Origin of the sequence: Methylobacterium sp. Leaf89 (assembly GCF_001422215.1) — a bacterium.
In the GTDB taxonomy this organism is placed as follows: domain Bacteria; phylum Pseudomonadota; class Alphaproteobacteria; order Rhizobiales; family Beijerinckiaceae; genus Methylobacterium.
Genome location: NZ_LMML01000009.1, coordinates 64,467 through 90,924, shown reverse-complemented (window position 1 = coordinate 90,924; position 26,458 = coordinate 64,467). Strand labels below are relative to the sequence as shown.

At 71.8% G+C, this 26,458-nt stretch carries 21 protein-coding genes and 1 pseudogene; 10 read left to right on the top strand and 12 right to left on the bottom strand.

Features of this window, described 5'->3' with window-relative positions; all coding sequences use genetic code 11:
* Together ASF18_RS22795 and ASF18_RS04165 are read left to right on the top strand one after the other, a co-directional pair.
* Window positions 1–209: pseudogene (locus ASF18_RS22795) on the top strand (hypothetical protein); the annotation flags it as partial.
* 119 nt (window positions 210–328) lie between these two features.
* A complete protein-coding gene (locus tag ASF18_RS04165; protein ID WP_056349744.1) occupies window positions 329–2,089 on the top strand; it encodes a methanol/ethanol family PQQ-dependent dehydrogenase in 1,761 nt (586 codons plus the stop codon).
* Between the two features lie 166 nt (window positions 2,090–2,255).
* Here ASF18_RS04165 and ASF18_RS04160 read toward each other — a convergent pair whose 3' ends face one another.
* Both ASF18_RS04160 and ASF18_RS04155 read right to left on the bottom strand, forming a co-directional pair.
* Window positions 2,256–2,831, bottom strand: coding sequence for a hypothetical protein (locus ASF18_RS04160; protein ID WP_056349742.1), 576 nt, complete (start codon window positions 2,829–2,831; stop codon window positions 2,256–2,258).
* A 126-nt stretch (window positions 2,832–2,957) separates the two neighbouring features.
* Complete coding sequence (locus tag ASF18_RS04155; protein WP_056274967.1) at window positions 2,958–4,064, bottom strand: replication protein RepA; 1,107 nt, start codon at window positions 4,062–4,064, stop codon at window positions 2,958–2,960.
* Window positions 4,065–4,717: 653 nt separating this feature from the next.
* On the opposite strand from ASF18_RS04155, the gene mazG reads away from it, so the two are divergent.
* On the top strand, window positions 4,718–5,527 hold the full coding sequence (gene mazG, locus ASF18_RS04150; protein ID WP_274534755.1) for a nucleoside triphosphate pyrophosphohydrolase: 810 nt from the start codon (window positions 4,718–4,720) through the stop codon (window positions 5,525–5,527).
* 35 nt (window positions 5,528–5,562) lie between these two features.
* Here the strand turns inward: mazG and ASF18_RS04145 are convergent, their stop codons facing one another.
* From ASF18_RS04145 to pabB, 4 genes are read right to left on the bottom strand one after another with little or no spacing between them, the layout of a single operon-like run.
* Window positions 5,563–5,964, bottom strand: coding sequence for a DoxX family protein (locus ASF18_RS04145; RefSeq protein WP_056349738.1), 402 nt, complete (start codon window positions 5,962–5,964; stop codon window positions 5,563–5,565).
* A gap of 13 nt (window positions 5,965–5,977) precedes the next feature.
* A complete protein-coding gene (locus tag ASF18_RS04140; RefSeq protein WP_056349736.1) occupies window positions 5,978–6,811 on the bottom strand; it encodes an aminotransferase class IV in 834 nt (277 codons plus the stop codon).
* Complete coding sequence (locus ASF18_RS04135) at window positions 6,798–7,418, bottom strand: aminodeoxychorismate/anthranilate synthase component II (RefSeq protein WP_056274973.1); 621 nt, start codon at window positions 7,416–7,418, stop codon at window positions 6,798–6,800. The genes ASF18_RS04140 and ASF18_RS04135 overlap by 14 nt, the downstream gene beginning before the upstream one ends.
* On the bottom strand, window positions 7,415–8,809 hold the full coding sequence (gene pabB, locus ASF18_RS04130) for an aminodeoxychorismate synthase component I (RefSeq protein WP_056349734.1): 1,395 nt from the start codon (window positions 8,807–8,809) through the stop codon (window positions 7,415–7,417). The genes ASF18_RS04135 and pabB overlap by 4 nt, the downstream gene beginning before the upstream one ends.
* Window positions 8,810–9,080: 271 nt before the next feature.
* On the opposite strand from pabB, the gene rimO reads away from it, so the two are divergent.
* Complete coding sequence (gene rimO, locus ASF18_RS04125) at window positions 9,081–10,424, top strand: 30S ribosomal protein S12 methylthiotransferase RimO (RefSeq protein ID WP_056349731.1); 1,344 nt, start codon at window positions 9,081–9,083, stop codon at window positions 10,422–10,424.
* A 341-nt stretch (window positions 10,425–10,765) separates the two neighbouring features.
* Here the strand turns inward: rimO and pncA are convergent, their stop codons facing one another.
* Window positions 10,766–11,398: a bifunctional nicotinamidase/pyrazinamidase gene (pncA, locus tag ASF18_RS04120; RefSeq protein ID WP_056349729.1), complete on the bottom strand. Its 633-nt coding sequence runs from the start codon at window positions 11,396–11,398 to the stop codon at window positions 10,766–10,768.
* Window positions 11,399–11,426: 28 nt separating this feature from the next.
* Entirely contained in the window at window positions 11,427–12,401 is a 975-nt protein-coding gene (locus ASF18_RS04115) for a quinone oxidoreductase (protein WP_056221959.1), read from the bottom strand.
* A 320-nt stretch (window positions 12,402–12,721) separates the two neighbouring features.
* On the opposite strand from ASF18_RS04115, the gene ASF18_RS04110 reads away from it, so the two are divergent.
* The gene (locus ASF18_RS04110) at window positions 12,722–12,946 is read left to right on the top strand and encodes a hypothetical protein (protein WP_056221957.1); all 225 of its coding nucleotides are present in this window, start codon (window positions 12,722–12,724) and stop codon (window positions 12,944–12,946) included.
* 48 nt (window positions 12,947–12,994) lie between these two features.
* Here the strand turns inward: ASF18_RS04110 and ASF18_RS04105 are convergent, their stop codons facing one another.
* Window positions 12,995–14,386 (bottom strand): GntP family permease, encoded by a 1,392-nt coding sequence (locus tag ASF18_RS04105; RefSeq protein ID WP_056349727.1) that lies wholly within the window; start codon window positions 14,384–14,386, stop codon window positions 12,995–12,997.
* 189 nt (window positions 14,387–14,575) lie between these two features.
* Here ASF18_RS04105 and ASF18_RS04100 point away from each other — a divergent pair, with 189 nt between their 5' ends.
* Window positions 14,576–15,802, top strand: coding sequence for an FAD-dependent monooxygenase (locus tag ASF18_RS04100; protein WP_056349725.1), 1,227 nt, complete (start codon window positions 14,576–14,578; stop codon window positions 15,800–15,802).
* On the opposite strand, the gene ASF18_RS04095 is transcribed toward ASF18_RS04100, so the two are convergent.
* Window positions 15,803–17,092, bottom strand: a complete 1,290-nt coding sequence (locus tag ASF18_RS04095) for a patatin-like phospholipase family protein (protein ID WP_056349724.1) — start codon at window positions 17,090–17,092, stop codon at window positions 15,803–15,805.
* A gap of 207 nt (window positions 17,093–17,299) precedes the next feature.
* On the opposite strand from ASF18_RS04095, the gene ASF18_RS04090 reads away from it, so the two are divergent.
* Both ASF18_RS04090 and hspQ read left to right on the top strand, forming a co-directional pair.
* Window positions 17,300–18,352: a CoA ester lyase gene (locus ASF18_RS04090; RefSeq protein ID WP_056221945.1), complete on the top strand. Its 1,053-nt coding sequence runs from the start codon at window positions 17,300–17,302 to the stop codon at window positions 18,350–18,352.
* A gap of 107 nt (window positions 18,353–18,459) precedes the next feature.
* Window positions 18,460–18,786, top strand: coding sequence for a heat shock protein HspQ (hspQ, locus tag ASF18_RS04085; RefSeq protein ID WP_244472571.1), 327 nt, complete (start codon window positions 18,460–18,462; stop codon window positions 18,784–18,786).
* 124 nt (window positions 18,787–18,910) lie between these two features.
* Here hspQ and ASF18_RS04080 read toward each other — a convergent pair whose 3' ends face one another.
* Window positions 18,911–19,705 carry an invasion associated locus B family protein gene (locus ASF18_RS04080; RefSeq protein ID WP_056349721.1) on the bottom strand — a complete coding sequence of 265 codons (795 nt, stop codon included), beginning with the start codon at window positions 19,703–19,705 and terminating at the stop codon, window positions 18,911–18,913.
* A gap of 460 nt (window positions 19,706–20,165) precedes the next feature.
* Here ASF18_RS04080 and ASF18_RS04075 point away from each other — a divergent pair, with 460 nt between their 5' ends.
* Both ASF18_RS04075 and ASF18_RS04070 read left to right on the top strand, forming a co-directional pair.
* Window positions 20,166–21,566: a class I adenylate-forming enzyme family protein gene (locus ASF18_RS04075; RefSeq protein ID WP_244472570.1), complete on the top strand. Its 1,401-nt coding sequence runs from the start codon at window positions 20,166–20,168 to the stop codon at window positions 21,564–21,566.
* A 306-nt stretch (window positions 21,567–21,872) separates the two neighbouring features.
* Window positions 21,873–22,217: a hypothetical protein gene (locus ASF18_RS04070; RefSeq protein WP_056222214.1), complete on the top strand. Its 345-nt coding sequence runs from the start codon at window positions 21,873–21,875 to the stop codon at window positions 22,215–22,217.
* A gap of 84 nt (window positions 22,218–22,301) precedes the next feature.
* Here the strand turns inward: ASF18_RS04070 and mfd are convergent, their stop codons facing one another.
* A complete protein-coding gene (mfd, locus tag ASF18_RS04065) occupies window positions 22,302–25,895 on the bottom strand; it encodes a transcription-repair coupling factor (RefSeq protein WP_056349719.1) in 3,594 nt (1,197 codons plus the stop codon).
* Between the last annotated feature and the right edge of the window lie 563 nt (window positions 25,896–26,458).

Below are 26,458 nucleotides of genomic sequence, written 5' to 3'. Positions count from 1 at the left end.
CCCCCGCGGGGACGCGGGGGGGGGCCGCCGCCAAAACCGTCGCCTATGGCTGCGGTCCCGGCTTCATCCCGAACCGGTTCGGCTATTGCCGGCCAATGTACCGCCCCTACGGCGACTATCGCCCGCGGCCGTTCTACGGCCCCCGTCCCTTCTACGGACCGCGCTACGGCGACTACCGCCCGCGCCCGCCCTTCGGGCCCTATTTCTAGGATCGGGTCTCTCCGGGAGGGATCGGGCGGCGGCGCACCGCCCGGTCCCTTCGCTTCGGCGCCCGGCTGTGGCACGGGGAGGGGAAGCGACCGTCTCCGCCCCCGCAACCGGGAGTCCCATGCGCGCCATCCCCCTGCTCGCCCTGCTGGCGAGCGTCCTCCCGGGTCCCGCCGCGGCCCAGACGGTGCTGCCCACGGTCGACGCGGCCAACACCCGCTATTCGGATCTCGACCGGATCACCGCCGCCAATGTCGGCCGGCTCCGGGTGGCATGGACCTACTCCACCGGGATCTTGCGCGGCCACGAGGGTGCGCCCCTGGTGGTCGACGGGGTGATGTACGTCCACACCCCCTTCCCCAACACCGTCACGGCCCTCGATCTCGACCACGACGGCCGCATCCTCTGGCGCTACGAACCGAAGCAGGACCCGGCCGTGATGGCCTTCCTGTGCTGCGACACGGTCCACCGGGGCCTCGCCTACGCGGACGGCGCCCTCTTCCTGCAGCAGGCCGACACCACCCTGGTCTCCCTCGACGCGAAGACCGGACGGGTGAACTGGTCGGTCCGCAACGGCGACCCGGCCCGGGGCGAGACCAACACCGCCGCCGTGCTGCCGGTGAAGGGCAAGGTTTTGGTGGGCCTCTCGGGCGGCGAGTTCGGGGTCCAGTGCCACGTCACCGCCTACGACGCGAAGACCGGCGGCCGGCTCTGGCGCGCCACCGCCACGGGCACCGACGAACAGATGCGGGTCGACCCCGCGCGCACGACGTCGCTCGGCAAGCCCATCGGCCGGGATTCCTCCCTGAAGACCTGGGAGGGCGACCAGTGGAAGACCGGCGGCGGCTGCGCCTGGGGCTGGTTCGCCTACGACGCAGCCCTCGACCTCGTCTATTACGGCACCGGCAATCCCTCGACCTGGAACCCGGCGCAGCGCCCCGGCGACAACCGCTGGGCGGCGTCGATCGTGGCCCGCGACCCCGACACCGGCATCGCCCGCTGGCTCTACCAGATGACGCCCCACGACCAGTGGGACTACGACGGCGTCAACGAGATGATCCTGACCGATGCGGCGGTCGGCGGCGTCCCCCGCCCGCTCCTCACCCATTTCGACCGCAACGGCTTCGGCTACACCCTGGACCGCGCCACCGGCGAACTCCTGGTGGCGCAGAAGTTCGACCGCTCGGTGAACTGGGCGACCCATGTGGACCTCGACCGGGCCTCGCCGGGCTACGGGCGCCCGGTGCTCGACCCGCGCCATGCGCCGGAATCCTCGGGCGAGGACGAGACCACCACGGGCATCTGCCCCGGCGCCATCGGGGCCAAGAACCAGCAGCCGGCGGCCTACTCGCCCCGGACCCGGCTGTTCTACGTGCCGACCAACCACATCTGCATGGATTACGAGCCGTTCCGGGTCTCCTACACCCCCGGCCTGCCCTATGTCGGCGCCACCGTGAGCCTGCACCCGGCACCCGACGATCCCCGCACCGGAACCCTGACCGCCTGGGACGGGGTCGCGGGGGCGATCCGCTGGACGATTCCCGAGCCGTTCTCGGTCTGGTCCGGCGTGCTCGCCACCGCCGGGGACGTGGTGTTCTACGGGACCCTCGAGGGCTATCTCAAAGCCGTCGACGCGCGGGACGGCCACGAGCTCTACCGCTTCAAGACGCCCTCGGGCATCGTCGGCAACGTCACCACCTACCTGCACGAGGGCCGGCAATACGTCGCCGTGCTCTCCGGCGTCGGCGGCTGGGCCGGGATCGGCCTCGCGGCCGGCCTCACCGACCCGAACGACGGCGCCGGCGCGGTCGGCGGCTACGCCGCGCTGGCGCGCTACACCGCGCTCGGCGGCCAGCTCACCGTGTTCGCCCTGCCCGAATGATCCTCTGCTGTGGCGCGTGATCGCATGGGCGGAGCGTCGCGCCGGAAGCCCGCTCGCAGCCCCCTGATCCCGGGGCCGCGCAGCGCAACCGGGGATCAGGGGGCCGGATGTCAACGCCACCGTCTCGGGACGGAACGCTTCCGGCGCGCCGGACCGGCGGCGCGGGTCAGCCCAGCTCGTCATCCTCCTCGGACGGGGCGTAGACCGCCTCGCCGAGGCGCTTCAGCGGGCCGCCCGGTCCCGAGCGCTTCCACAGGCGGGTGTTGAGGGCCGCCACGGGATCGTGGCCGGGAAGCGCGAAGCCGAGGGCGGTGAGGCCCTGCCAGATCTCGCCGGCATGGAGGGGCCGGCCGGCCTCATGCAGCAGGTTCACGGCCGCAGCGACGAGCGCGCGCCCGTGCCGGCGCGCCGCCACGAGATCCTCGCCGGCGCGCGCGGGCTCGGCCTGTCCGGGACCCGAGATCTGCCCTGGCACGACGCCGTGTCCTGAGACGAAATCCCGTCCTGGCACGAAGACCGGCTCCGGAAGCGAGGCCGGCTCCGCCGCGGGCGGGCGGGCGGGCGCGTCCCAGGCGCCGGGCGGGAGAGTCTCCGCCTCGGCGGCCGGCGCCGGACCGATCGGCCGCAGGCGGCGGCCGAGCTCGAGGTAGAGCTGGTGGTCGGCGATGGCCCGGTCGAGCTCGTCGCGGCGACGCCGCAAATCCCGCAGGGCCGCTTCCACCTCGGCTTCAGACAGGAACATCGAATCCTCTTGGAATATTCCACGGGCGACGAAGCGACCCAGAATTCCAAACCTTATTCCTTATCTGCGCTTGGGGAACAACCCGTGTCCCTTCAGTTATTCCATTCCGTTAAGGGAATATGTGGCTCAGCCCGACGCGGCGGCCTTGCGCGGCAGCTTGGCCCCGCGCGGCGGGATCAGCAGGGCGCTCGGGTCGGCGGGCTGGAGCAGCATGCCGCCGTCGTCGAGGCGGATCGGCAGTTTCGGAAAGACCTCCTGCAGGTGGGCGAGATCCGCCTTGAAGGCCTGGCGGAAGCTGCGGATGCTGGCGTTGTCGGCGCCGAACTGCTTGTGCAGGTTGTCCCAGGTAAGGCGCAGGGGCCGTTGTAGGGCGCGCAGGCGGTATCCGACCCAGAACAGCAGGTCGAGCTTGCGCGCCGAGCCCGAGAAGGCCCGGGCCGCCCGGATGTCCACCGGCAGGGCGTGCTGGATCAGGTTGTCGTAGAAATCCTGGTGGAACTGGACGCTCTTCTGCCAGACCACCCCGTCGGCCCCCTGGGGCAGCCACAGGTCGAGCTGGCGGAAGGGCGGCACGTTGAGGGTGCTGGCGCTGCCCGCCCCGTCCCAGAGACCGATCTGCAGGGTGCAGGCGGCGAGCCGCGCGAGCTGCTCCTTAAACTGCCGGATGGTGCCGCGCTCGCCGCCGGTGACGGCGAATCCCATCTCCTTCATGAAGCCCGACAGGCTGTCGGCCACCGCGATCGTCGGGCTGCGCTGGCGCACCGCCTCGGTGCAGAGGTGCAGCAGCACGAGGCGGGCCTTGGGACCGTAGGGCAGGCCCTGGAACTCCATCTCGCCGGTGGCGGGGTTCTTCAGCCGTCCGGCCAGCAGGCTGAGGGAATTCCGCCCGTATTCGCGGAAGAATTCGCGCGCGTCGCCGGGGTCGCGATAGGGCAGGCCGCAGAGGGCCAGCACCGAGTGGATGTGCTGCAGGTTCTCCGGGCCCGTGGGCTCGGTCTCGATGACTTCGCGGATGGCGTCCCGGCGTCGCTGGTCGCGGCCCATGGCCTGGCGCCGGCCGGCCACGGCGCCGCGGGCGGCGGCCTCCGCGTCCCGGGCCCGCTGCCGATGCAGGATGGTCTCCGCGATGGTGGCGAATAGGAAGCTGCCCCGGGCCGCCTCCACCTCGGCGAGGAGGTCGGCGTCGCGGATGCCCGCCAATGTGTCCTCGATCCCCACGCGCCCCCGCCCCATGCTCCCGGCGGCGCCCCTCGGGCAGCCCGAGAAGACCCGCCCGGGGATCGACATCCCCGGACCCCGCCGCGGGGCGACCATGCCCGATTCCCCGCCGCGGAGTCTCGCCAGCCCAGGCCGAAGACCGGCGTCATCCCGGCTATCCACCGGCCGGGACGGGGAAAACCGACGCCGGTGGACGGGCCGGATCCGGCCGGCGCGCGCCGACGCAGAGTTCGATACGGGGCCGGATTCGGCACAATCCCCAGAGTTCACCGCTGCGACCGCCGATCCACGCCGAACCCAATACGCAGGCACGCAGAATCCCATGCGCCGGCCGGGTTCGGACACGCAGAGTTCGATGCTGACCCGCGCAGAGTTCGATACGGACTTGCGCAGAGTTCGATGCGCGAACACCCGCCAAACCCCTGCAGCGGAACGGCTTTCGACGCCCCCATATAACTCTCAGAAATGACTCTCTGAGAATCCCTTACTGATACCTTTCCTAAGGGCGCGGGAACCGTTCGGAAGAACGAACACCCCCCCGGCCAAGGCTTTTTCATGGGAATTTTCCAGAGGAAGCCACCGCTTCTCCCGCCTCCATCCCCAGCCTCACGGGTTGGCCCGCGATCCGCTAAGGGAAGCGGATCGAGGCATGACGCGGAGGCGGTGGAGTGAGGATCGAGGATCTGCTGGCGCTGATGGCGCAGCTGCGCGACCCGGAGACCGGCTGCGCCTGGGACGTGGCGCAGGATTTCTCCAGCATCGCCCCCTACACGGTGGAGGAAGCCTACGAGGTCGCCGACGCCATCGCGCGCGGCGACACCGACGACCTGCGCGACGAGCTCGGCGACCTGCTGCTCCAGGTGGTGTTCCACGCGCGCATCGCCGAGGAGGCCGGGCTGTTCGCGTTCCCGGACGTGGTCCGGGCGGTGATGGAGAAGATGGTCCGGCGCCACCCACATGTGTTCGCGCCAGACGGAACCCTGCTGCCGACGGGCTCGCCCCGGCGCGATCCCGCGGCGGTGGCGCGGCAATGGGAGGCGATCAAGGCGGAGGAACGCCGGGCCAAGCCGCCGCGGGAGACCGGCCCGCTCGCCGGCATTCCGCTGCCCCTCCCCGCCCTGACCCGCGCCCACAAGCTCTCCGCCAAGGCCGCGACCTACGGCTTCGACTGGACCGATCCAGCCCAGGTGGTGCTGAAGGTGCGCGAGGAGATCGACGAGGTCGCGGACGCCATGGCCCACGGCACCCGGGCGGCGGTGGCGGAGGAACTCGGCGACCTCCTGTTCTCGGTGGCCAACCTCGCCCGCCACCTTGGGATCGATCCGGAATATTCCTTACGAGAAGGGAATATGAAGTTCGAGCGCCGCTTCACCGCGATGGCGGCGACCCTCGTCGCGGAGGGGCGCGACCTAGCCGACAGCGATCTTGACGCGATGGAGGCGGCCTGGGCGGCGGTCAAGGTCGCGGAGAAGGGCTGACGCCGTGGGCACCGCCGAAGGGTGGGCCCTGGGGCTCAGGCCGGGCGCCGGCCGAACGGCCAGTCGACGACCCCGCCGGCATAGAGGGCCCACCAGACGAAGACCGGCTGAAACGCCAGCCGGGGGCCGTGGTACCACCAGCTGTCGGGCAGGCCCGGCACGACGATGCCCTCCAGGGCTTGCTTGAGGTTGGCCGGGAAGACGCAGACCGCGTAGAGGGCGAGCCCGATCCCGGCCCAGCGCCGGGTCGGGCCCCAGGCGAGGCCGAGCACCCCGGCGAGCTCGCACAGGCCTGTGACGATCACGGTGAGGCGGGGCTCCGGCACCCAGCCCGGCATGATCGGCAGGAAGGCGTCGGGGGCGGCCAGGTGCACGATCCCGATGAAGCCGTAGGCCGCCATCAGGGGCAGGCGCCACCAGAAGCGCGGCGTCCTCATGGATCGGGCGCCCTCATGGCGCGAAGGCGTCGCGCAGGTCGGCGATGAGGGCCGCCACTATGGGGTGGTCGGCGCTCGCGAAGGCGGTCTCGCCGATCGCCGTCACGGGGGCGAGGCCCCGCAGGGAATTGGTGACGAACACCGCGTCGGCGCGCAGGAGCGCCTCGAGGCCGACGCTGCGTTCGGCGGCGGGCAGGCCGAGGCGCGAAGCGCATCCCGACAGAACCTCGCCGCGCAGGATGCCCGGCAGGACGCCGTCCGACAGGGGCGGGGTGACGAGGGTGGCGTCGACCACCGCGAACAGGTTGGCCGTGCCTGCGCAGGCGACGTGCCCGCGCGTGTTGCGGAACAGGGCGTCGTCGAAGCCGGCTGCCCGGGCCGCGCCGGCGGCCAGCACCGCGTCGAGGTAACCCAGCGTCTTCAGGCTCGCGGCCGGCGAGGTCTCGTTGCGGCGGATCTCCGTGGGGTGGAGGGTCAGGGGCGCGAAGGCCAGGGCGTCGCCCACCGGGGCGGCGCTCGCCCACAGCACCGGCCGGGGCGCGGCCGGGGGGCCGAGCCCGCGCGGGCCGGAGCCCCGGGTCACGGTGGTGCGGATCGCCGCCAGGGGATGCACCCGGCCCGCCGCTTCGGCGAGGTCCCGCATCGCCTCGGCGATGCGCTCCGGCGCCACGGGAAAGCCCAGCGTCGCGGTGGCGGTCGCCAGGCGGTCCACGTGCGCGGCCTCGAACAGGATGCGGCCATGGCGGGCGAGGGCCGTGTCGAACACCCCGTCCCCGAGGGTCAGGCCCCGGTCGCCGAGGTCGAAGGGCACCGGCCCCTCGGTGAGGCCGCCGTCAAACCACAGCATCGGTCTGGGCCGGCAGGGCGTGGTCGGCGCGCCAGTCGCGGGCCAGTCGCAGAAAATTGGCGAAGATGGCGTGCCCGTTCTCGGTGAGCACCGATTCCGGGTGGAACTGCACGCCCCAGGTCGGGTGGGTCCGGTGCGACAGGGCCATCACCTCCCCTTCCGTCGAGACCGCATCGATGCTGAGCCGGTCGGCCATGCCGGCCTCCGGCGCCACGATCAGCGAGTGGTAGCGCCCGACCTGCATCGGGTCGGGCAGGCCGGCGAAGAGCCCGGCCCCGTCGTGCCGGATCGGCGTCGCCTGCCCGTGCAGGGGGCGCCCGGCGCGCGCCACCCGGCCGCCGAAGGCCGCCCCGATGGCCTGGTGGCCGAGGCAGACGCCGAGCAGCGGCACCGCCCCGGAGAGCGCCCGGATGGCGGGCAGCGAGATGCCGGCCTCCGCCGGGGTGCAGGGGCCGGGCGAGATCACGATCGCTTCGGGCGCCAGGGCGCGGATGCCGGCGACGTCGAGGGCGTCGTTGCGCACCACCCGGACGGTCTCGCCCAGTTCCTCGAAATAGCGCACCACGTTGAAGACGAAGCTGTCGTAGTTGTCGATGACGAGGATCACGGCGCCCTCCCCGCCTCAGGTTCGAAGGCCTGGAACACCCGCGCGGCCTTGGTCAGGGTCTCCTCGTATTCCGGGCCCGGCTCGGAGAGCAGGGTGATGCCGCCGCCGGCCTGGAGCACGGCCGTGCGGTCGTTCATGAACACCGTCCGGATGGCGATGGCGGTGTCGAGGTCGCCGGTGAAGCCGAGGGCGCCGATGGCGCCGCAATAGAGTTCGCGCGCGTCGCTCTCGATCTCCGTGATGATGTCCATGGCGCGCAGCTTCGGTGCGCCGGTGATCGAGCCGCCCGGGAAGGTGGCGGCGATCAGGTCGAGGGCGTCCATGTCGGCTTTCAGGGTTCCGGTGACCACCGACACGAGATGGTGGACCGAGGCGTAGGATTCGAGGCCGCACAGCACCGGCACCCGCACGCTGTGGGGCTCGCAGATGCGCGAGAGGTCGTTGCGCAGGAGGTCGACGATCATGATGTTCTCGGCCCGCTCCTTGGCGTTGGCCTGCAGCGCCTCGCCCAGGCGCGCGTCGGCGGCCGCATCGGCCACGCGCCGCACCGTGCCCTTGATCGGCCGGGTCTCGATCGCCCGCCCGCTGAGCTTGAGGAAGCGCTCGGGGCTGCTGGAGGCGACCCGCAGGTCCTCGAAGTCGAGATAGGCGCCGAAGGTCGCCGGGTTGGTGGCGCGCAGGCGCCGATAGAGGGCGAACGGATCGAAGCCTTCCGGCAGGTCGGCTTCGAAGCGCTGGGCGATGTTGGCCTGGTAGATGTCGCCGGCGCGGATGTAGTCGCGCACCCGCTCCACGGCCGCCTCGTAGCCGGCGCGGGTGAAGTTCGAGCGCCAGGCCAGCGGCCCCTGCGCCGCCGGCTCGGGGCTCGGATGCGCGCCTTCCAGCAGGCGGGTGAACTGCATCAGCCGGGCCCGGGCGCGGGCCTCGCGCGCGGCGGGGTCGGTCTCGGGAAAGCCCGTGGCGAGAAGGCGGCAGCGCCCGGTCGCGTGGTCGAGGCTCAGCACCGTGTCGTAGAGGTTGAAGGCGATGTCGTCGCAGAGGCCCGCCCGCCGGGCCGGGGGCGCCACCCGCTCCAGGGCCGCGCCGAAATCGTAGGCGACGTAGCCGATCGCGCCGCCCGCGAAGGCCGGGCCATCGGGGTCCCGCGCCGTGCGGTAGGGGGCGAGGCAGGCGCGCAGCGCCTCCAGGCCGGAGCCCGGGACGGGACGCCCATCCAGGGTGGCCTGGCCATCGCGAAACCGGAAGCGCCCGAACGGGTCCGCCGCCAGGGTCGAGGTCCGCCCCAGGGTGTCGTGGTGCATGGCGCTGTCGAGGAAGGCGAGCCCCGGCAGGGCGGCCAGGGCCTCGGCCGCCGCGACGGGCTCGACGAACGGGATGTCAGCAATCCACATGACGACTCGAAGGTTTTGGGGCGGCGACGGACCGACGATCCCGGTGTGCCGAAGCATTGGGGGCCGACGCATCCGTCGTGGCCTGCGGTATCATGCACAGGTGGCATGCGCGATGCCGTGGCAAAAGCGCGATCCGCGCATGGCTCGGACCCGCCCGGCTCGCTTGGGCGCGCGAATCCCGTTATAGGGCTGTCAACCTCTTTGTCCCGCCCTCCCCCGAGTCCACGGCCGATCCGGTTCTTCCGCAGCCGGTCCGGCCCGACGAGCATCCATGACCGCATCCCCCCTGCCGCCGGCCCCCGCCAAGGCGGCGCCGAAAATCTCCTTCGTCTCCCTCGGCTGCCCCAAGGCGCTGGTGGATTCCGAGCGCATCCTCACGCACCTGCGGGCGGAGGGCTATGAGCTCGCCCGGCGGCATGACGGCGCGGACGTCGTCATCGTCAACACCTGCGGCTTCCTCGATTCGGCCAAGGCCGAGTCGCTCTCGGCCATCGGCGAGGCCATGGCGGAGAACGGCCGCGTCATCGTGACCGGCTGCATGGGCGCCCAGCCCGACGAGATCCGCGAGAAGTATCCGAACCTGCTCGCTGTCACCGGGCCGCAGGCCTACGAATCGGTGGTGGCGGCGGTGCACGCGGCGGTGCCTCCGGCCCACGACCCGTTCCTCGACCTCGTGCCGCCGCAGGGGGTGAAGCTCACCCCGCGCCACTACGCCTACCTGAAGATTTCCGAGGGCTGCAACAACCGCTGCACCTTCTGCATCATCCCCTCCCTGCGCGGCGATCTCGTCAGCCGGCCGGCCGGCGACGTGCTGCGCGAGGCCGAGAAGCTGGTGAAGGCCGGCGTCAAGGAACTGCTGGTGGTCTCGCAGGACACCTCCGCCTACGGGGTCGACATCCGCTACGCGGAGAGCCCCTGGCGCGACCGCGCGGTACGGGCGAAGTTCTACGACCTCGCCGCCGAACTCGGCGAACTGGGGGCCTGGGTGCGGATGCACTACGTCTACCCCTACCCGCACGTGGACGAGGTCATTCCGCTGATGGCCGAGGGCAAGATCCTGCCCTACCTCGACATGCCGCTCCAGCACGCGAGCCCGTCCGTGCTCAAGCGCATGCGCCGGCCCGGCAACCAAGAGCGCCAGCTCGAGCGCATCCGGCGCTGGCGCGAGATCTGCCCCGATCTCGCCATCCGCTCGACCTTCATCGTCGGCTTCCCCGGCGAGACCGAGGCCGAGTTCGAGGAGCTGCTGACCTGGATTCGCGAAGCCAAGCTCGAGCGCGTCGGCTGCTTCGAGTTCGAGCCGGTGGCCGGCGCCGTGGCCAACGGCCTCGGGGACCTCGTCCCGCCGGAGGTCAAGGCCGAGCGCAAGCGCCGCTTCATGGAGGCGCAGCAGGCCGTTTCCGCCCGCCTGCAGAAGGCCCGCATCGGCAAGCGCCTGCCCGTCATCATCGACGCGGCCGACGGCACCGTCGCCAAGGGCCGCTCGAAATACGACGCCCCCGAGATCGACGGGAACGTCCACGTCACGGCGCGCCGGCCCCTGCGGGTGGGCGACATCGTCACCGTGAAGATCGAGCGCGCGGACGCCTACGATCTCTACGGGAGCGCGGTGTAGGATTATGCACCCCTCCCCCCACCTTGTGGGGAGGCGGTGGGGTGGTTGAGTGCCCCCACGAGGGCAGGTCCATCGCAGAGGGTGGCGCGCCGTCATTCCGGGGCGCCGCACGAGCCCGGACCCGAAGGGGCGCGCACGCAAGTCCGGAGCGGCTGACGGTGCGGGGCCTTGCATCACCTGTGTTTCAGGATCCCGGGCTCCGCTGCGCGGCCCCGGGATGACGGGGGCTGCGAGAGCGTTTCCGAAGAGCCGATCGGCATCTGCGATCGCCCTGTCCTAAGGAGGAGCGGAACGCGCCTTGTCCGGACAGGGCAGTGCTGCCGGGAGAAGGCCTCGGAGGCCTACCCGCCTCCGATCGCCCCGCTCGTGATCCGCCCGACCCCGGCCGCCGCCATCTCGGTCCAGGCCTGCGCCAGCGAGCCGTCCCGGTCGATGCCCCGCACGGCGTCCGCGACCACCAGGGCCTCGAAGCCGGCCGCCCGCGCGTCGCGGGCGCTCCAGGCCACGCAGTAATCCGTGGCGAGGCCGCACAGGACCACCCGGGTGAAGCCGCGCTCACGCAGGTAGCCGGCCAGCCCCGTGGGCGTGCGGCGGTCCGCCTCCAGGAAGGCCGAGTAGCTGTCGACCCCCGGGTGGTGGCCCTTGCGGATCACCAGTTCGGCGCGGTCCGCCGCGAGGCCGGGGGCGAGGGCGGCCCCGGCGCTGCCCTGCACGCAATGCTCCGGCCACAGCACCTGCGGGCCATAGGCGAGCGGCACGGTGTCGAAGGGCGCCTGGCCGGGATGGCTCGTCGCGAAGGAGACGTGCCCCGGCGGGTGCCAGTCCTGCGTCAGCACCGCGTGCGGGAACAGGCCGAGGAGGCGGTTCGCCGGCGCGACCACGGCGTCGCCGTCCGGCACGGCGAGGGCCCCCCCGGGCAGGAAGTCCACCTGCACGTCGATGACGAGGAGGACGTCCCGGGCTCCCGGGATCACGCGATCCTCCGATCCCGGGACGACCGGATCACGGGATCATCACCGTGGCGCCGGTGGTCTTGCGGGCGGCGAGATCCCGGTGGACCTGCTGCGCGTCGGCGAGCCGGGCCGTACTGTGGACCGGGATCTTCACCGCGCCGCTCGCCACCACCGAGAACAGGTTCTTGGCCATGGCGTCGAGGGTCTCCCGCTTGCTCGCATGGGCGAAGAGCGAGGGGCGGGTGGCGTAGAGCGAGCCCTTCTGGCCCAGCAGCGCCAGGCTGAAATCGTCCACCGGGCCGGAGGCCGAGCCGAAGCTGACGAACAGGCCCAGCGGGCTGATGCAGTCGAGGGAGGCCGGGAAGGTGTCCTTGCCGACGCCGTCATAGACCACCGGCACGCCCTTGCCGCCCGTGATCTCCCGGACGCGGGCCGAAAAATCCTCGTCGCGATAGAGGATGACGTGGTCGCAGCCGTTGGCGCGGGCGAGCTCCGCCTTCTCCGCCGAGCCGACGGTGCCGATCACCGTGGCGCCGAGGTGCTTGGCCCATTGGCAGGCGATGAGGCCGACGCCCCCGGCGGCGGCGTGGAACAGGATGGTGTCGCCCGGCTTCACCGCGTAGGTCCGGTGCAGCAGGTACTCGGCGGTGAGGCCCTTCAGCATCATCGCGGCGGCGGTCTTGTCGTCGATGTCGTCGGCGAGGTGCACGGCGGCGCTCGCCTCGATCACCGCCTCCTCCGCATAGGTGCTCGCGGCCGAGCCGTAGGCGACCCGCTCGCCGACCCGGAAGCCGGTAACGCCTTCGCCGAGCGCCACGATCACGCCGGCGCCCTCCTTGCCGGGGGTGAAGGGCAGCTGCGGCGCCTTGTAGGCGCCCGAGCGGAAGTAGATGTCGATGAAGTTGACGCCGATGGCGGTCTGCCGGACGTGGATCTGGCCGGGGCCCGGGGCCGGCAGCGTCACGTCCTCGTAGCGCATCACCTCGGGGCCGCCGTACGCGTGAACCTGGATCGCCTTCGGCATCGTGTCGTTCCTCAGTGTGGGTCTTCGGTGTAGGTCTGGGGCGGGACGGGTGCAGGGCCACCGGCCGCGATGATCTGCGCCATAGACGGTCCCGGTATGCCGGCAATGGTGCAGGTTCTCATCCCGCTCCCGCCAGCCCATGTGCGCTGGCGCACCGGATCGGACTCCCGCAGCTCTCCGATTGCGTCCACGGCGGCCGCGTGATTAACGCAGGTTAACCGGCCCCCGTCCCGCGAGTCGTTCCCGGCTCCGGCGCCGGGATGCAGCCGTCCCGGTCCCGCCGGGAGGGCGCGGCACGACCATGACGATGGATCGGCTGAATGGATGAGATCGTGTGGATACGTCCTGCCGGGTACGACCCCGCCGTCCAGCCGGGCACGATCCTGCGCCCGGAGGCGGGACTGCCGGAATTCCAGGTGCTGGCCCGCCGGCCCGTGGTGATGATGTTCCATGCCGGTCCGGCCTGGGACATCCGGCCCTTCACGCAGCTCACCCTACGGCTCGTCGAACCGGAGGAACCGCCGCTCCGCGCCGGATCCGGTTGATCCCTTCGGCACGGACGAATCCGGGCTTCGCCCAGGCACGGCGCCAGCTCACACGATGCCGGTTAGGTAGTAGACCCCGATCACCAGGAACACCGCCCCGGTCTTCAGGAGCGTGATGGCGAAGACGTCGGCATAGGCCTGCCGGTGGGTCAGGCCCGTCACCGACAGCAGGGTGATGACCGCGCCGTTGTGGGGCAGGGTGTCCATGCCGCCGCTCGCCATGGCGGCGACCCGGTGCAGCACCTCCATGGGGATGTGGGCGGCCTGCGCGGCCGCGATGAAGGTGGAGGACATGGCCGCCAGCGCGATGCTCATGCCGCCCGACGCCGAGCCGGTGATGCCGGCCAGCGCCGTCACCGTCACGGCCTCGTTGACCAGGGGGTTCGGGATCGCCGAGAGGGCGTCGCGGATGACGAGGAAGCCCGGAAGGGCCGCGATGACCGCGCCGAAGCCGTATTCGGAGGCGGTGTTCATCGCCGCCAGCAGCGAGCCCGCCACCGCCGCGCGGCTGCCCTCCGCGAAGCCCTGCGAGACCGGGCGCCAGGCGAAGACCAGCACCGTGAGGATGCCGGCGAGCAGCGCCAGCTCCACCGCCCAGATCGCGGTCACGGACGAGACCGCGGTGACGATGGGCTTGTCGAGGCCGGCGAGGGCCGTCTCTGCCTTCGCGCCGTAGAGGCGTGGGATCAGGGCCGTGAAGGCGAGGTTCGCCACCCCCACCACGATCAGCGGCAGGAGGGCGATGGCCGGATGCGCGCGGGACGCCGCGTCCATCACCTGCGGTTCGTTGCTGTGGCCGGTGCCGTAGCCCTCGCCCCGGCGCCTGGCCGCGGCGATGCGCCGGTCGAGATAGGCGACGCCGACCCCCAGGATGAAGGCCGCGCCGATCAGCCCGAGCCAGGGGGCGGCCCAGGTGTTGGTGCCGAAGAAGGTGGTGGGAATGATGTTCTGGATCTGCGGCGTCCCGGGCAGCGCGTCCATCGTGTAGGAGAAGGCCCCGAGCGCGATGGTGCCGGGGATCAGGCGCTTGGGGATGTCGCTGAGGCGGAAGGCCTCCGCCGCGAAGGGATAGACCGCGAACACCACCACGAAGAGCGAGACGCCCCCGTAGGTGAGCAGGTTGCACACCAGCACGATGGAGAGCACGGCCCGCCGGGTGCCCACGAGCGCGATCACGGCGGTCACGATGGAGCGGGAGAAGCCCGACATCTCGATGACCTTGCCGAACACCGCGCCGAGCAGGAACACCGGGAAGTACAGCTTCACGAAGCCGACCATCTTCTCCATGAACAGGCCGGAGAAGACCGGCAGCACCGCCGACGGATCGGTGAGGAGCACCGCCAGCAGGGCCGCCACCGGTGCGAACAGGATGACGGAAAAGCCCCGATAGGCGACGAGCATCAGGAAGCCGAGCGCCAGCAGCGCGATGAACAGGCTCATGATCGGGGTGGGCCTCCGGGTCGCCGAGGGTCGCGGCCTTGCGCCGGATGGTACAAGCCCCGCCCCTGCGGCACCATCGCGGCCTTGACCGGCGCGGTGACACGCCTCTGTAAGCGTCAGGTTCTTTCGGTCGGCCGGGCTCTTGCCGGCCGATGCACTGCCCGATGCCGTTCTGGAGACCGCGACGCCGTGGCGACACTTCCTGCGAAATCCGAGGCTCCCCCGTCCGAGACCTTCGCGGTCGCCGTGGTCGGGGCCGGCGCGGCGGGCCTGAGCCTCGCCCTGGCGCTCGCCCGCGACGGCGTCGCCACCGCCCTGGTCGGCCGGCACGCCCCCGTGGCCGACGGGCGCACGGTGGCGCTCCTCGACGGCTCGGTGCGCTTCCTCGACGCCCTCGGGGTCTGGGCGGCGATCGCGCCCCAGGCGAGTCCCCTGGCCGAGCTCCACATCGTCGACGACACCGGCAGCCTGTTCCGCCCGCCCCCGGCCCGCTTCGTCGCCACCGAGATCGGCCTCGACGCCTTCGGCTGGAACGTCGAGAGCGCCCGCCTCGTCGAGGGCCTGCGCGCCGAGGCCCGCTCGGCCGCCAACCTGACCCTGTTCGAGGAGGACGCCGCGGGCTTCACGGCCGGCGCGGACGCCGCCACGATCACGCTGGCCCGGGGCGCCACCCTGTCGGCCCGTCTCGTGGCCGGGGCGGACGGCGCCCGCTCGAAGCTGCGCGAGGCCGCCGGCATCGTGCCCCGCACCTGGTCCTACCCGCAGAGCGCCATCACGACGATCCTCGCCCACACGCGGCCCCACCGCGACGTCTCCACCGAGTTCCACACCCGGCAGGGGCCGTTCACCCTGGTGCCCCTGCCCGGTGGGCTCCGCTCCAGCCTCGTCTGGGTGATGGGCGAGAGCCCCGCCAAGTGCCTGGCGGCCTGCGACGATGCGGCCCTCGCCCGGGCGGTGGAGCGCCAGGCCCAGGCGATGCTGGGGGCGATGCGCGTCGACGGGCCGCGCGGCCTCGTGCCGATGCGGGGCCTGTCCGTGCCGAGCCCGGTCGCGGCCCGCCTCGCCCTGATCGGCGAGGCCGCCCACGTCTTCCCGCCCATCGGCGCACAGGGGCTCAACCTCGGCCTGCGCGACGCCGCGTCCTTGCGCGACGCGGTGATGCGGGCGGTGGCGGACGGACGCGACCCGGGTTCGCGCGCGGCGCTGGCCGGCTTCGCCCGCGGGCGCGACCTCGACGCGCGCTTGCGGTCGACCGCGGTCGACGCGCTCAACCGCAGCCTGCTCGCCGACCTCCTGCCGGTGGACGCCCTGCGCGGCCTCGGCCTCCTCGCCATGACGACGATCGGCCCGTTGCGCCGCATCGTCATGCGCGAGGGCGTGCTGCCCCGCCTCGGCGCCCCGAGCCTGATGCGCTGATCAGCGCCCGGCCACGCTCCGGACCGGGCCGTCCTGAGCGGGACTCTCCCGGGCCACCCGCCGGTCGACCGACCCGGTGGCGATCTCCGCCGCCGGGTCCGCCGTACCGTCCTGGAAGGCGGTGCCGGACTTGCCCAGGGCGACGCCGTGGGCGAACAGGGCCTTCATATACCCCTGGTCGAACGGCGCAGCGGAGGTCTTCCCGAAGCGCCCGTCGATCTGGGCGACCTGAAGGTCGAGGCCGGTGCGCCGGGCGAAGCCCTGGCTGAGGGCGAGCGCGGCGCGGGTCTGTGCCTTGATCGCCGCCGACATCGAGCGGCCGAGCACGCTCAGGGTCGTGCGCGACGCCATCTGGAAGTCGGGCGCCAGACTGTTGTTGACGACGAGGTAGACCTGAGGCGTCGGCAAGGGCGCCGGATCCTTCGCCAGGAGCATCGCTTCCGGGGCGAGATAGTACGGCGCGGTGGTACCGCCGTCGTCGTGCATCTCCTGGAAATGCTTGCCGTCGCCCGCCACAGCGTCGATCATCACCGGGGGAAACACTCCGGGCACGGCCGAGGAGGCCAGGATCACCGAGCGGAACAGCGCCAGCGCCTTCGGGCCCCCGGTCTGCGCGATGGCCCCCATGTCCCACAGGACCGGCCGCTCGCCATCCACTGCCGTGGTCGCCACCAGGAGCCGGCGGCCCTTGGCGTGCTCCGCGGCCACCGCCTTGAGAAGGGCCGGGGTCACCGCCCGGTCGATCCGGCGCTTGAGGGGCCAGGTATCGGTGAGGGCCTCATTCGTGCCGCCGAACTCGAACACGTCCGCGGCGGAGATCTCGGTGTAGTTCTGGCGCAGGGCCGCGTCGCCGGCGGTGCCGATGAAGGCGAAGGGCGCAATCATCGCGCCGGTGCTGACGCCCGTGATGATGCCGAAATCCGGCCGCGTGCCGGCCTCGCTCCAGCCGTTGAGCAGGCCGGCCGCGTAGGCGCCGTTCTCACCCCCGCCCGAGAGCACGAGCCAGGGCCGGTTGGCGGCCGAGGCTCCATCGAGAAGGGTGCGGAAGGCGGCGGCATCGTCGCCGGGAATGCGCAGCCCCGCCGCCAGTCCGTCGGGCCACGCCGTCGCGGCCTCGGCGGCCGTGAAGGCCACGCGCCCGGATTGCGTCGCGGACTGGACCTGCTTCTCGGCGGCCGGCTTGGCGCGCTCGGCGGCGAACGTGGTCTGCGGAAGGCCGAGACCGATCAGGGCTGCTCCAAGCAGCACCGGATGGCGGAAGCCAGTCCGCCGGGTCGATGATCCGGACATGGGTCCGTCCTTCGTCGTCCGTGAGGTGCCCCCTCGATCGTGAGAACGTGAGCCGGAGACGGGCGTTCCGCCGCGCGCACCGCGATGGCGGCATGGCAAACGGCTTGCGTGCGCCCGCGCACCTTTACGGCGGGGCCGGCCTTGCCCTAACCGCTGGTTCGGGACGCCGATCTCACACAAAGAAACTCCCGGGAGCCAGAACCACCCATGAAACTGCCACGCCGCTTCTTCCAGCCGCTCGCCACCGGCGCACCGGCCCCCTTCCGCGAGCTTCCCGTCAAGCTGGAGCGGATGATCCACTTCGTGCCGCCCCACAACGAGAAGGTCCGGGCCCGCGTGCCGGAGCTCGCCGCCACCGTCGACGTGGTGCTGGGCAACCTCGAGGACGCTGTGCCGATCGACCAGAAGGAGGCGGCCCGCAAGGGCTTCGTGGCCATGGCCCGGGCCACCGACTTCGCCGCCTCCGGCACCGGCCTCTGGACCCGCATCAATGCCCTGAACTCGCCCTGGATCCTCGACGACCTGTTCGAGATCGTCGCCGAAGTCGGCGACAAGCTCGACGTCGTGATGGTGCCCAAGGTCGAGGGGCCGTGGGACATCCACTACATCGACCAGCTGCTGGCCCAGCTCGAGGCCCGGCACGGCGTGACCAAGCCGATCCTCGTCCACGCCATCCTCGAGACCGCCGAGGGGGTCGCCAACGTCGATGCCATCGCCGCCGCCTCGCCCCGCATGCACGGCATGAGCCTCGGACCCGCCGACCTCGCGGCCTCCCGCGGCATGAAGACCACCCGCGTCGGCGGCGGCCATCCGGATTACCGGGTCATCGCCGACCCGACGAGCGACGGCGCCGCCCGGGCCTCCGCCCAGCAGGACCTCTGGCACTACACCATCGCCAAGATGGTCGATGCCTGCATGGCCAACGGTCTCAAGGCCTTCTACGGCCCCTTCGGCGACTTCTCCGACGGCGAGGCCTGCGAGGCCCAGTTCCGCAACGCCTTCCTGATGGGGTGCGCCGGGGCCTGGACCCTGCACCCGAATCAGGTCGCCATCGCCAAGCGGGTCTTCGCCCCCGATCCGGCGGAGGTCGCCTTCGCGGTGCGGATCGTCGAGGCGATGCCCGACGGCACCGGCGCGGTGATGCTCGACGGCAAGATGCAGGACGACGCCACCTGGAAGCAGGCCAAGGTCATCGTCGATCTCGCCAAGCTCGTGGCCGAGAAGGATCCGGAACTCGCCAAGACCTACGGTCTCGCCTGAGGGTTTTTCCCCTCCCCTTCGTCATCGGCGGAGCACCGCCGATGACAAGTGGCCCGGAGCCGCTTATTTTCTATCGCATGACCGATACGATCACTGCCGATTCCGTGATGAGAACCGCCAAGTTCGGCCTCGGTGCCGTCGTGCGCCACCGCATCTATCCCTTCCGCGGCATCGTCTTCGACATCGACCCGGTGTTCGACAACACCGAGGAATGGTGGCTGGCGATTCCCGAGGAGGTCCGGCCACGCAAGGACCAGCCGTTCTACCACCTGCTCGCCGAGAATGCGGAGAGCGAATACGTCGCCTACGTGTCCGAGCAGAACCTCGTGACCGACACCTCCGGGGAGGCCCTCCGGCATACCGGCATCGCCGAGGTGTTCGAGCGCGGCGCCGACGGCAGCTACCGGATGCGCGGGGCAGCCCACGCCAACTGAGACCCCGCCGGCGCGGTCGGCGCCGGGAGACAGGCCCGTGAAATGCAACGAGGCCGGGCATCGCGCCCGGCCTCGTTGCGTTCAGGAAGGCCGGCCGCGCGAGCGGCCGGCGGAGTCGCGATCCTCAGGGCTTCGGCGCGGCGGCCGGCGCACCGGCGGCCGGTGCAGCGCCGGCGGCGTTCTGCTGCTCGAGCTTCTTGCGCATGTCCTCGCTGCGCTTCTCGAGTTCCGCCTGCAGCTTCTTCTGCTGCTCCTCCAGCACCTTCGGATCGATGGCCGGGCCGTCGAAGGCCTTGCCGAAGCCGGTGATCGGCACCGCGAAGGTGACCTCGCGCTGGGTCTGGTTCTGGACGCTGACGTTGAGGGTGGTGCCCTTCTTCATCGCGGCGACGAGCTCGGGGCCGACATTGCCGGCCTCGGCGAAGCAGCCGTTGGGGAAGCACACGGCGAACTTGCCGGCGGTACCCTGCTGGCCGTCGATGGTGAAGCGGATGCCCGGCTGCAGCAGCAGGCCGAGGGGCAGCAGGTAGCGGATCACCCGCACTTCCTGCTTCTGGGCGGCGTTCTTCATCTCGTAGACGGCGACCGCGAGCACGGGCTGGCCCTGGTCGGAGACGAAGTCGCGGGTGGTGTAGCAGACGTCGGTGCCGCTGGCCTGGTCCTTGCCGCAGACCTTGGTCCATTCCGTCTGGGCCGGATCGGACTTCACGTTGACGATCTGCGGGCCCGTCTGGGCCGCCCCGGTGGGAGCGGCGGCCGGGGGCGCCGTCGGCGCGGGGGCGGTCGGGGCCGGCGCGGCCTTGCCCTTGGCTCCCTGCGCGAGAGTCGGTCCGGCAACCCCCGCCATTCCGGTAAGGCCCGCCAGGGCGAGGAACGCGGCGACGCGCAGCGGGCGCGCGGGACGGTTGGCGAAGAACATCAGCTCTGACCCCTTAAGATACGGCGTAACGGATTCGGCTCGCGGGATGCGCCTCGAAGCTGGGGCGCGGATTCGCATCGAACGGTTCGGACTTCAAGGGCGCTTCGGGCGTTCGGACGTCCGTTCGGCCCCTGCCCGGCGCATACATCGCACCAGGCCCGCCGGACGGGCACCCTTCGACCGAGATCGCTTCGAAGCCGACATCCCCCTGGGCCGAGATCATGACTGGACCGGGATCGCAGCGGTGCAGCGGATGAGAGCCTCCGCCACCGCGCGGCAACCCGCGGACCGCGCCCTCGACGGCGCAGTCCCGTCCCGACGACAGGGCGGCCTGCTTTCCCCCCGAATGCGGCGAAGACATGACACCACGGCCGTGGCCGGGGGGGCTGCGGCGGCTCCGGGGTTAAGGCGAACTTAACCCTAAGCCTTCATGAACGAAGGGTCGCGGGAGTCAGCGTACGTGCCGGCGCAGCAAGCAGCCCAGTTCCAAGCCTCCCATCTCCTGGACTCGGTCCGGGCGGGAATCCCCCTGTCCCAGGCCAGCCGCCGCATGGCCGGCGGGTCCGCACCCGGGCCCGGCCGTCCGGCCCTGGTGGGGTCCGGGGCCATGCCGGGGAGCCCTGCGGGCGCGGGGCCCGACAGCGCGCGGGTTCCGCCCCGGGCGCAGCGTCTCTGTACCCTTCTGGCGGGGACGGCCCATGCCCATCCCCATCGCGTCGCCTTCGTCGATCCGCCGCACAAGCCCCTCTGGAGCGGGCGGCCCGCCATCACCTGGACCTACGGGGCGGCGGCCGAGATCGTGGCCCGCCTCGCCAACGGCCTGCGCAGCTGGCGCCTGGCCCCCGGCAGCCGCATCGGCCTCGCCCTCCCGGGCAGCTCCGAGAGCTTCCTCGCCTACCTGGCCGTGGAGGCCGCCGGCCACATCCCCTGCCTGCTGCCGCTGAGCCTCGACGAGGAGGGCCTCCTCGCCGCCGTGCAGCAGGCCGCGCTCCCGGCGGTCATCACCCAGACCCGGTTCGGCCCCCTCGCCCTGGCCGAGCGCCTGTGCCGGGTCGCGGTCCGGTATTTCGGGCTGCGCTACCTCGCCGCCTTCGGCCCGGACGTTCCGGACGGCGTGATCAGCCTCGACGCCATGGCCCTCGACCAGGCGGGCGGCCCCTTCGCCCCCGGGCCCGGCGGCCTCATCAGCTTCACCGCGGGCGATCCCGCGCATCCGGTCCACCGCAGCGGCGACGCCCTGCTGGCGGCCATCGCCGTGTACCTCGTCACCGCCCGGGTCCAGCCCGGGGACCGCATCCTCAGCCTGGTGCCGCAGAGCGACCTGCGCGGCCTCGTGACCGGCCTAGGGGCGGCCCTCGTGGCGGGCGCCGGCCTCGAGACGCTGCCGGTGTTCGAGGCCCGCAGCTTCGCCGACGCCCTCGACCGGCCGCTGCCGACCCGCCTCGTCGTGCCGGCGGCGCTGGAGCGAAACCTCGCCGCCAGCTGCCTGCCGCGGACGCTGGAGGCCATCGTCCTCGCGCATCGCGCCCCGGGGCGCCTCGGTCCGCGCACCCTCGCCTCCGCGGCCCATCGCCCGATCATCGACGTGGTCGCCTTCGACGAGACCGCCCTCCTGGCCGGTGCCCGGGAGGCCAACGACGTCGCCCTGGCGCTGACCCATCCCGAGCGCGCCCACCTGTTCTCGACCCTCATGGCCCTGCGGCGGGACCCGGACGGGCGCCTCGCCTTCCGGGGCCGGGCCTGCCACGCCGAGCCGCTGCAGCGCGATATCGCGATCCCCGAGACGGTCGATGCCTGGGCGCCCTCGCCCTTCGCCGCGGGCATCGAGGACGACCGCACCCTCGCCATCCGGCGGGCCTGAACCGCCCGCCGTCCGGGCTGCCGGCCGGGGGACCGCGGCGCCCTCCGGCGATCGGCCGCGGCGCCCGCCGCCGATCCGCCATTGCGGTGCCGAAAACCGGTTTGCCGATCCGCCGGAACGGGTTGAGCGAAGGCCGCGCCCCCCGTCGCCACCGAATGATGCGCCGCATCGAATCGGTTCATCCGCCGCTCAGGGATCGGGCGGCACGGTCACGTCCGAAACGTGGCCGGCGAACCAACCGCCCCCATGTGTGTTGTCACACGGGTCTCTTTCCAAGGGACGAAGGATGGGCTAGCACTGATGCTCATGGGTGCGCTGCAACAAGTTCTCGTGGTCGACGACGGCCACCGTGCGATCGATCATTCGCTCGCCGCCGAGCTCGCGGAGCTCGGCTATGCCAGCGTCACCGCCTCCCTCGAGGCGGCGCATGACGTGCTCGCGGTCATCGCGCGCCCGGCCGCCATCCTGCTCCAGGCCTCGTCCCGGCGCGATCCGGCCTATGCCCAGCTCTCCGAGCGCCTGCGCGAGCAGATGCGCCAGGCCGGCATCCCGGTGATCGTCGTCGACGAGACGATGGGCCGCCGGTCCGGCACCTGCATCGACCTGCAGAGCCAGATCGGCCCCTACGTGCTGAACCAGCCGGACCTCTGAGAGACTGGTCGAAGAGACCGTCCCAACCTCTTCTGTTCCATGCGAAAAGGGCGTGCCGGCGGCGCGCCCTTTTCGCGTTCCGGCTCAGGCCGCCTTCTTGCGGCGGGCGATGGTCGACAGGCTGCGCAGGATCGTGGTCGTCACCTTGAGGCGCTCCGGGATCGTGTCGAGCTCCCGGATGAAGACGATGCTCATGTCCGGCCGCACCTTGGCGAAGGAGGCCTGCTCGGCGACGTAGGCCACGAGCCCCTGCGGGTTGGCGAAGGCCTTGTCGCGGAAGTGGACGACGACGCCCTTCGGGCCGGCCTCGACCTTCTCCACGTTGGTGTCGCGGCACAGGATCTTGATGGTGACGATCTTGAGGAGCTGCTCCACCTCCGGCGGCAGGGGTCCGAAGCGGTCGATCAGCTCGGCGCCGAAGCTCTCCATCTCGGCGTCGTTCTCCAGGGTCGAGAGCCGGCGGTAGAGCCCGAGGCGGACGGTGAGGTCCTCCACGTAGTCCTCCGGGATCGTGACCGGCGCGCCGAGCGCGATGGTGGGCGACCAGGCCTCCTCCACCGGCTCGTCGATGCCGGCCTTGAGCGCGGTGACGGCGTCCTCCAGCATCTGCTGGTAGAGCTCGTAGCCCACCTCCTTGATGTGGCCCGACTGGGCGTCGCCGAGGAGGTTGCCGGCGCCGCGGATGTCGAGGTCGTGGCTCGCGAGCTGGAAGCCCGCGCCCAGGGTGTCGAGGGTCTGGAGCACCTTCAGGCGCTTCTCCGCCTGGACCGTGAGGGTGCGGTTGGCCGGGGTGGTGAACAGCGCGTAGGCCCGGGCCTTGGCGCGTCCGACGCGGCCGCGCAGCTGGTAGAGCTGGGCGAGGCCGAACATGTCGGCCCGGTGCACGATCAGGGTGTTGGCGGTGGGGATGTCGAGGCCGGATTCGACGATGGTGGTCGACAGCAGCACGTCGAACTTGCCCTCGTAGAAGGCCGTCATCACGTCCTCGAGCTGGCCCGCCGCCATCTGGCCGTGGGCCACCGCCACCGTGGTCTCGGGCATCTCCTGGTCGAGGAAGCGCTTGACCTCGGCCAGATCCTCGATGCGCGGCACCACGTAGAACGACTGGCCGCCGCGGTAGCGCTCGCGCAGCAGGGCCTCGCGGATCAGGAGCGGATCGAACGGGGTCACGAAGGTGCGCACCGCCAGGCGGTCCACCGGCGGCGTCGCGATGATCGAGAGCTCGCGCACCCCCGTCATGGCGAGCTGCAGGGTGCGGGGGATGGGCGTCGCCGACAGGGTGAGCACGTGCACGTCGGCCTGGAGCGCCTTGAGGCGCTCCTTGTGGGCCACGCCGAAATGCTGCTCCTCGTCGACGATGATGAGGCCGAGATCCTTGAAGGCCACGGCCTTGGCCAGCAGCGCGTGGGTGCCGACGACGATGTCGACGGTGCCGGCGGCGAGCCCGTCGCGCACCCGCTTCATCTCCGTGTTGGAGACGAAGCGCGACATCTGGGCGACCTCCACGGGCAGGCCCTTGAAGCGCTCGCTGAACGTCCGGTAGTGCTGGCGCGCCAGCAGCGTGGTGGGCACCACCACCGCCACCTGCTTGCCCCCCATGGCCCCCGCGAAGGCGGCGCGGAGCGCCACCTCGGTCTTGCCGAAGCCGACGTCGCCGCAGACGAGGCGGTCCATCGGCCGGCCCGCATTGAGGTCGGTGAGCACCGCGTCGATGGCGTTGGCCTGGTCCTCGGTCTCGTCGAAGGCGAAGCGGGCGGCGAACTCGTCGGTGAGCCCCTCCGGCGCGTGCAGGCGCGGGGCCTGCCGCACGAAGCGCTCGGCCGCGACCCGGATGAGCTGGCCGGCCATCTCCAGGATGCGCTTCTTCATCTTGGCCTTGCGGGCCTGCCAGGCGCCGCCGCCGAGACGGTCGAGGGCGATCTCGGCATCCTCCGAGCCGTAGCGCGTCAGGAGCTCGATGTTCTCCACCGGCAGCAGCAGCAAGCCGCCGGCATACTGGATCTCCAGGCAATCGTGCGGCGCCCCCGCGGCCGTCACGGTCTTGAGGCCGACGAAGCGGCCGATGCCGTGGTCGGCATGGACCACGAGGTCGCCGGGCTGGAGGGCCTGCACCTCCAGGATGATGTCCTGCGGGCGCTTGGCCTTGCGCTTCTGGCGCACCAGCCGGTCGCCGAGGATGTCGCCCTCCGAGATCACCGCGAGGCGGTCGACGACGAAGCCGGAGTCCAGGCCCCAGACCGCGACGGCGACGTCGGTGCCGCGCTTCAGGGCGTTCACCGCCGCGAGGGTGTTGATGGCCACGGGCTTCTTCAGGCCGTGGTCGGCCAGCACCGAGCAGAGCCGGTCGCGCGAGCCGTCGGACCAGGAGCCCAGGATGACGTGATGCCCGGACCCTTGCAGGTCCTTCACGTGGGCGACGGCCGCGTCGAACACGCTGGCGGCCTCCTCGGCGCGCTCGGCCGCGAAGGTGCGGCCCTGGCGGCCCTCGCAGTCGATGGTCGCCCGGTCCGGGCTCTCCAGCATCGAGAAGGGCGAGAGCCGGGCGATCGCCGCCGCCGCCACCCGGTCGCGCCACTCGTTGGGGGTGAGGTAGAGGGCGGAGGGCTTCAGGGGCTTGTAGGGCGCGACCCCGGGGGACGGCGCCTTCATCGCCTCGGCGCGGGCGTCGTAATAGTCGCGGATCAGGGTGAGGCGCTCGTGCGCCGCCTCGTCCACCTGGGCGTCGAACACCATCGGCACGCCGGCCACGTAGTCGAACAGCGTGTCGAGGTGGTCGTAGAACAGCGGCATCCAGTGCTCGAGGCCGGCATAGCGCCGGCCCTCGCTGATGGTCTCGTAGAGCCGGTCGTCGCGGGTGGCGGCCCCGAAATTCGAGAGGTAGCCCTGGCGGAAGCGCCGGATCGTCTCGGTGGTGAGCTGCACCTCGCTCATCGGCACGAGGTCGAGGGAGCGCAGCTGCCCGACGGTGCGCTGGGTCTCGGGGTCGAAGGCGCGGATCGATTCCAGGGTGTCGCCGAAGAAGTCGAGGCGGATCGGGTTGGGCAGACCCGGCGGCGACAGGTCGAGGATGCCGCCGCGCACCGCGTACTCGCCGGTGTCCCGCACGGTGCCCGTGCGCAGGAACCCGTTGGCCTCGACCCAGGCCGTCACCGTGTCCATCGGCACCACGTTGCCGATGGCGGCCGAGAACGTCTCGACCGCGATCTTCTCTCGGGGCGGCACCCGCTGAATCAAAGCGTTGACGGTGGTGCAGAGGATGCGGGGCTGTTCCTCCGAGGAGCGCGAGCGGGCGAGGCGCGACAGGGCCGTCATGCGCTGGGCCGCGATGGCGCCGTTGGGCGAGACCCGGTCGTAGGGCTGGCAGTCCCAGGCCGGCACGCTCATCGCCTCGATCTCGGGGGCGACGAACTTCAGGGCGCTGACGAAGGCGGCCGAGCGCCCCGAATCGCGGGCGACATGCACCAGCACCGCCGGCCCCTCGACGTCCCGGCTGAGGGCCCGGGCGAGATCCGCCACGACCACCGCGTCGAACCCCTCCGGCACGTTGGCGAGCGTCGGGCTGTCGCCGCGCTTCAGCGCCTCCAGGGCGCGGGCCAGCGCCCCGGATTTCGGCAGGGCGAAGCGCGCCGTCTGGGGTCTTGCCGCGGGCGCGGGGGCTTTGGGTTGAGGTTTTGCCATCGGGTCGGGGTTCTGAACTCGTGCTGGGCCGGGCGGAAGCGCCTGTTCTTCCGTCCGCCATCCTATCTCGGAAGGACCGCCTCGGCGGCCTCGAAAGGACGTTTCGTTCCCCCCCGGGGGCGGACCGGCGGGACGGACGCGCAAGGGGACGGGACCGTATGTATCCCTGAGCCCGGTCCTTACCAGACCCGCCCCCCGCCGTAACCGGCGTTAACCTACCCCGCCGCGTTGATCCAGCGCAGCGGCCCGCGGACCTCGACCGGCGGCGGGTTCCCCCTCCCCACGCGGCTTCACCCCCGCGCGCGGTTCCGCGCCGGAGGCATGGCCCAGATGTCGACGCGCGGACGGGGACGCGGGACGCCGCGGAACCCTGTGTTGCGCTTGGAATGTTGCCGGTTCCCCGGCGTCCCTCGGCTCCGGCGTCGCCGCCGGGGCCGTTGGCGTCGCGGTGTCTCCGACGGGGCTCGCGCTGGCGCTAAGTTCGGCGGGTTCTGGGGAGACCCCGCACGCTTCGGAGCGAGCCTTCGTCGCACGCCGCCTCGTCATGGGCGGCGCCGCAGCGT

Coding starts and splice junctions, on each gene's coding strand:
- ASF18_RS04115 (WP_056221959.1), bottom strand. CDS start 12,401: ATGCCGAAGGCGATCCAGGTTCACGCGTACGGCGGCCCCGAGGTGATG.
- rimO (WP_056349731.1), top strand. CDS start 9,081: ATGACCGCATCCCCCCTGCCGCCGGCCCCCGCCAAGGCGGCGCCGAAA.
- ASF18_RS04080 (WP_056349721.1), bottom strand. CDS start 19,705: ATGTTCTTCGCCAACCGTCCCGCGCGCCCGCTGCGCGTCGCCGCGTTC.
- mfd (WP_056349719.1), bottom strand. CDS start 25,895: ATGGCAAAACCTCAACCCAAAGCCCCCGCGCCCGCGGCAAGACCCCAG.
- ASF18_RS04090 (WP_056221945.1), top strand. CDS start 17,300: ATGAAACTGCCACGCCGCTTCTTCCAGCCGCTCGCCACCGGCGCACCG.
- ASF18_RS04140 (WP_056349736.1), bottom strand. CDS start 6,811: ATGCTGTGGTTTGACGGCGGCCTCACCGAGGGGCCGGTGCCCTTCGAC.
- ASF18_RS04160 (WP_056349742.1), bottom strand. CDS start 2,831: ATGTTCCTGTCTGAAGCCGAGGTGGAAGCGGCCCTGCGGGATTTGCGG.
- ASF18_RS04145 (WP_056349738.1), bottom strand. CDS start 5,964: ATGAGGACGCCGCGCTTCTGGTGGCGCCTGCCCCTGATGGCGGCCTAC.
- ASF18_RS04095 (WP_056349724.1), bottom strand. CDS start 17,092: ATGTCCGGATCATCGACCCGGCGGACTGGCTTCCGCCATCCGGTGCTG.
- ASF18_RS04155 (WP_056274967.1), bottom strand. CDS start 4,064: ATGGGGCGGGGGCGCGTGGGGATCGAGGACACATTGGCGGGCATCCGC.
- pabB (WP_056349734.1), bottom strand. CDS start 8,809: ATGTGGATTGCTGACATCCCGTTCGTCGAGCCCGTCGCGGCGGCCGAG.
- ASF18_RS04070 (WP_056222214.1), top strand. CDS start 21,873: ATGGGTGCGCTGCAACAAGTTCTCGTGGTCGACGACGGCCACCGTGCG.
- ASF18_RS04110 (WP_056221957.1), top strand. CDS start 12,722: ATGGATGAGATCGTGTGGATACGTCCTGCCGGGTACGACCCCGCCGTC.
- ASF18_RS04165 (WP_056349744.1), top strand. CDS start 329: ATGCGCGCCATCCCCCTGCTCGCCCTGCTGGCGAGCGTCCTCCCGGGT.
- ASF18_RS04105 (WP_056349727.1), bottom strand. CDS start 14,386: ATGAGCCTGTTCATCGCGCTGCTGGCGCTCGGCTTCCTGATGCTCGTC.
- hspQ (WP_244472571.1), top strand. CDS start 18,460: ATGAGAACCGCCAAGTTCGGCCTCGGTGCCGTCGTGCGCCACCGCATC.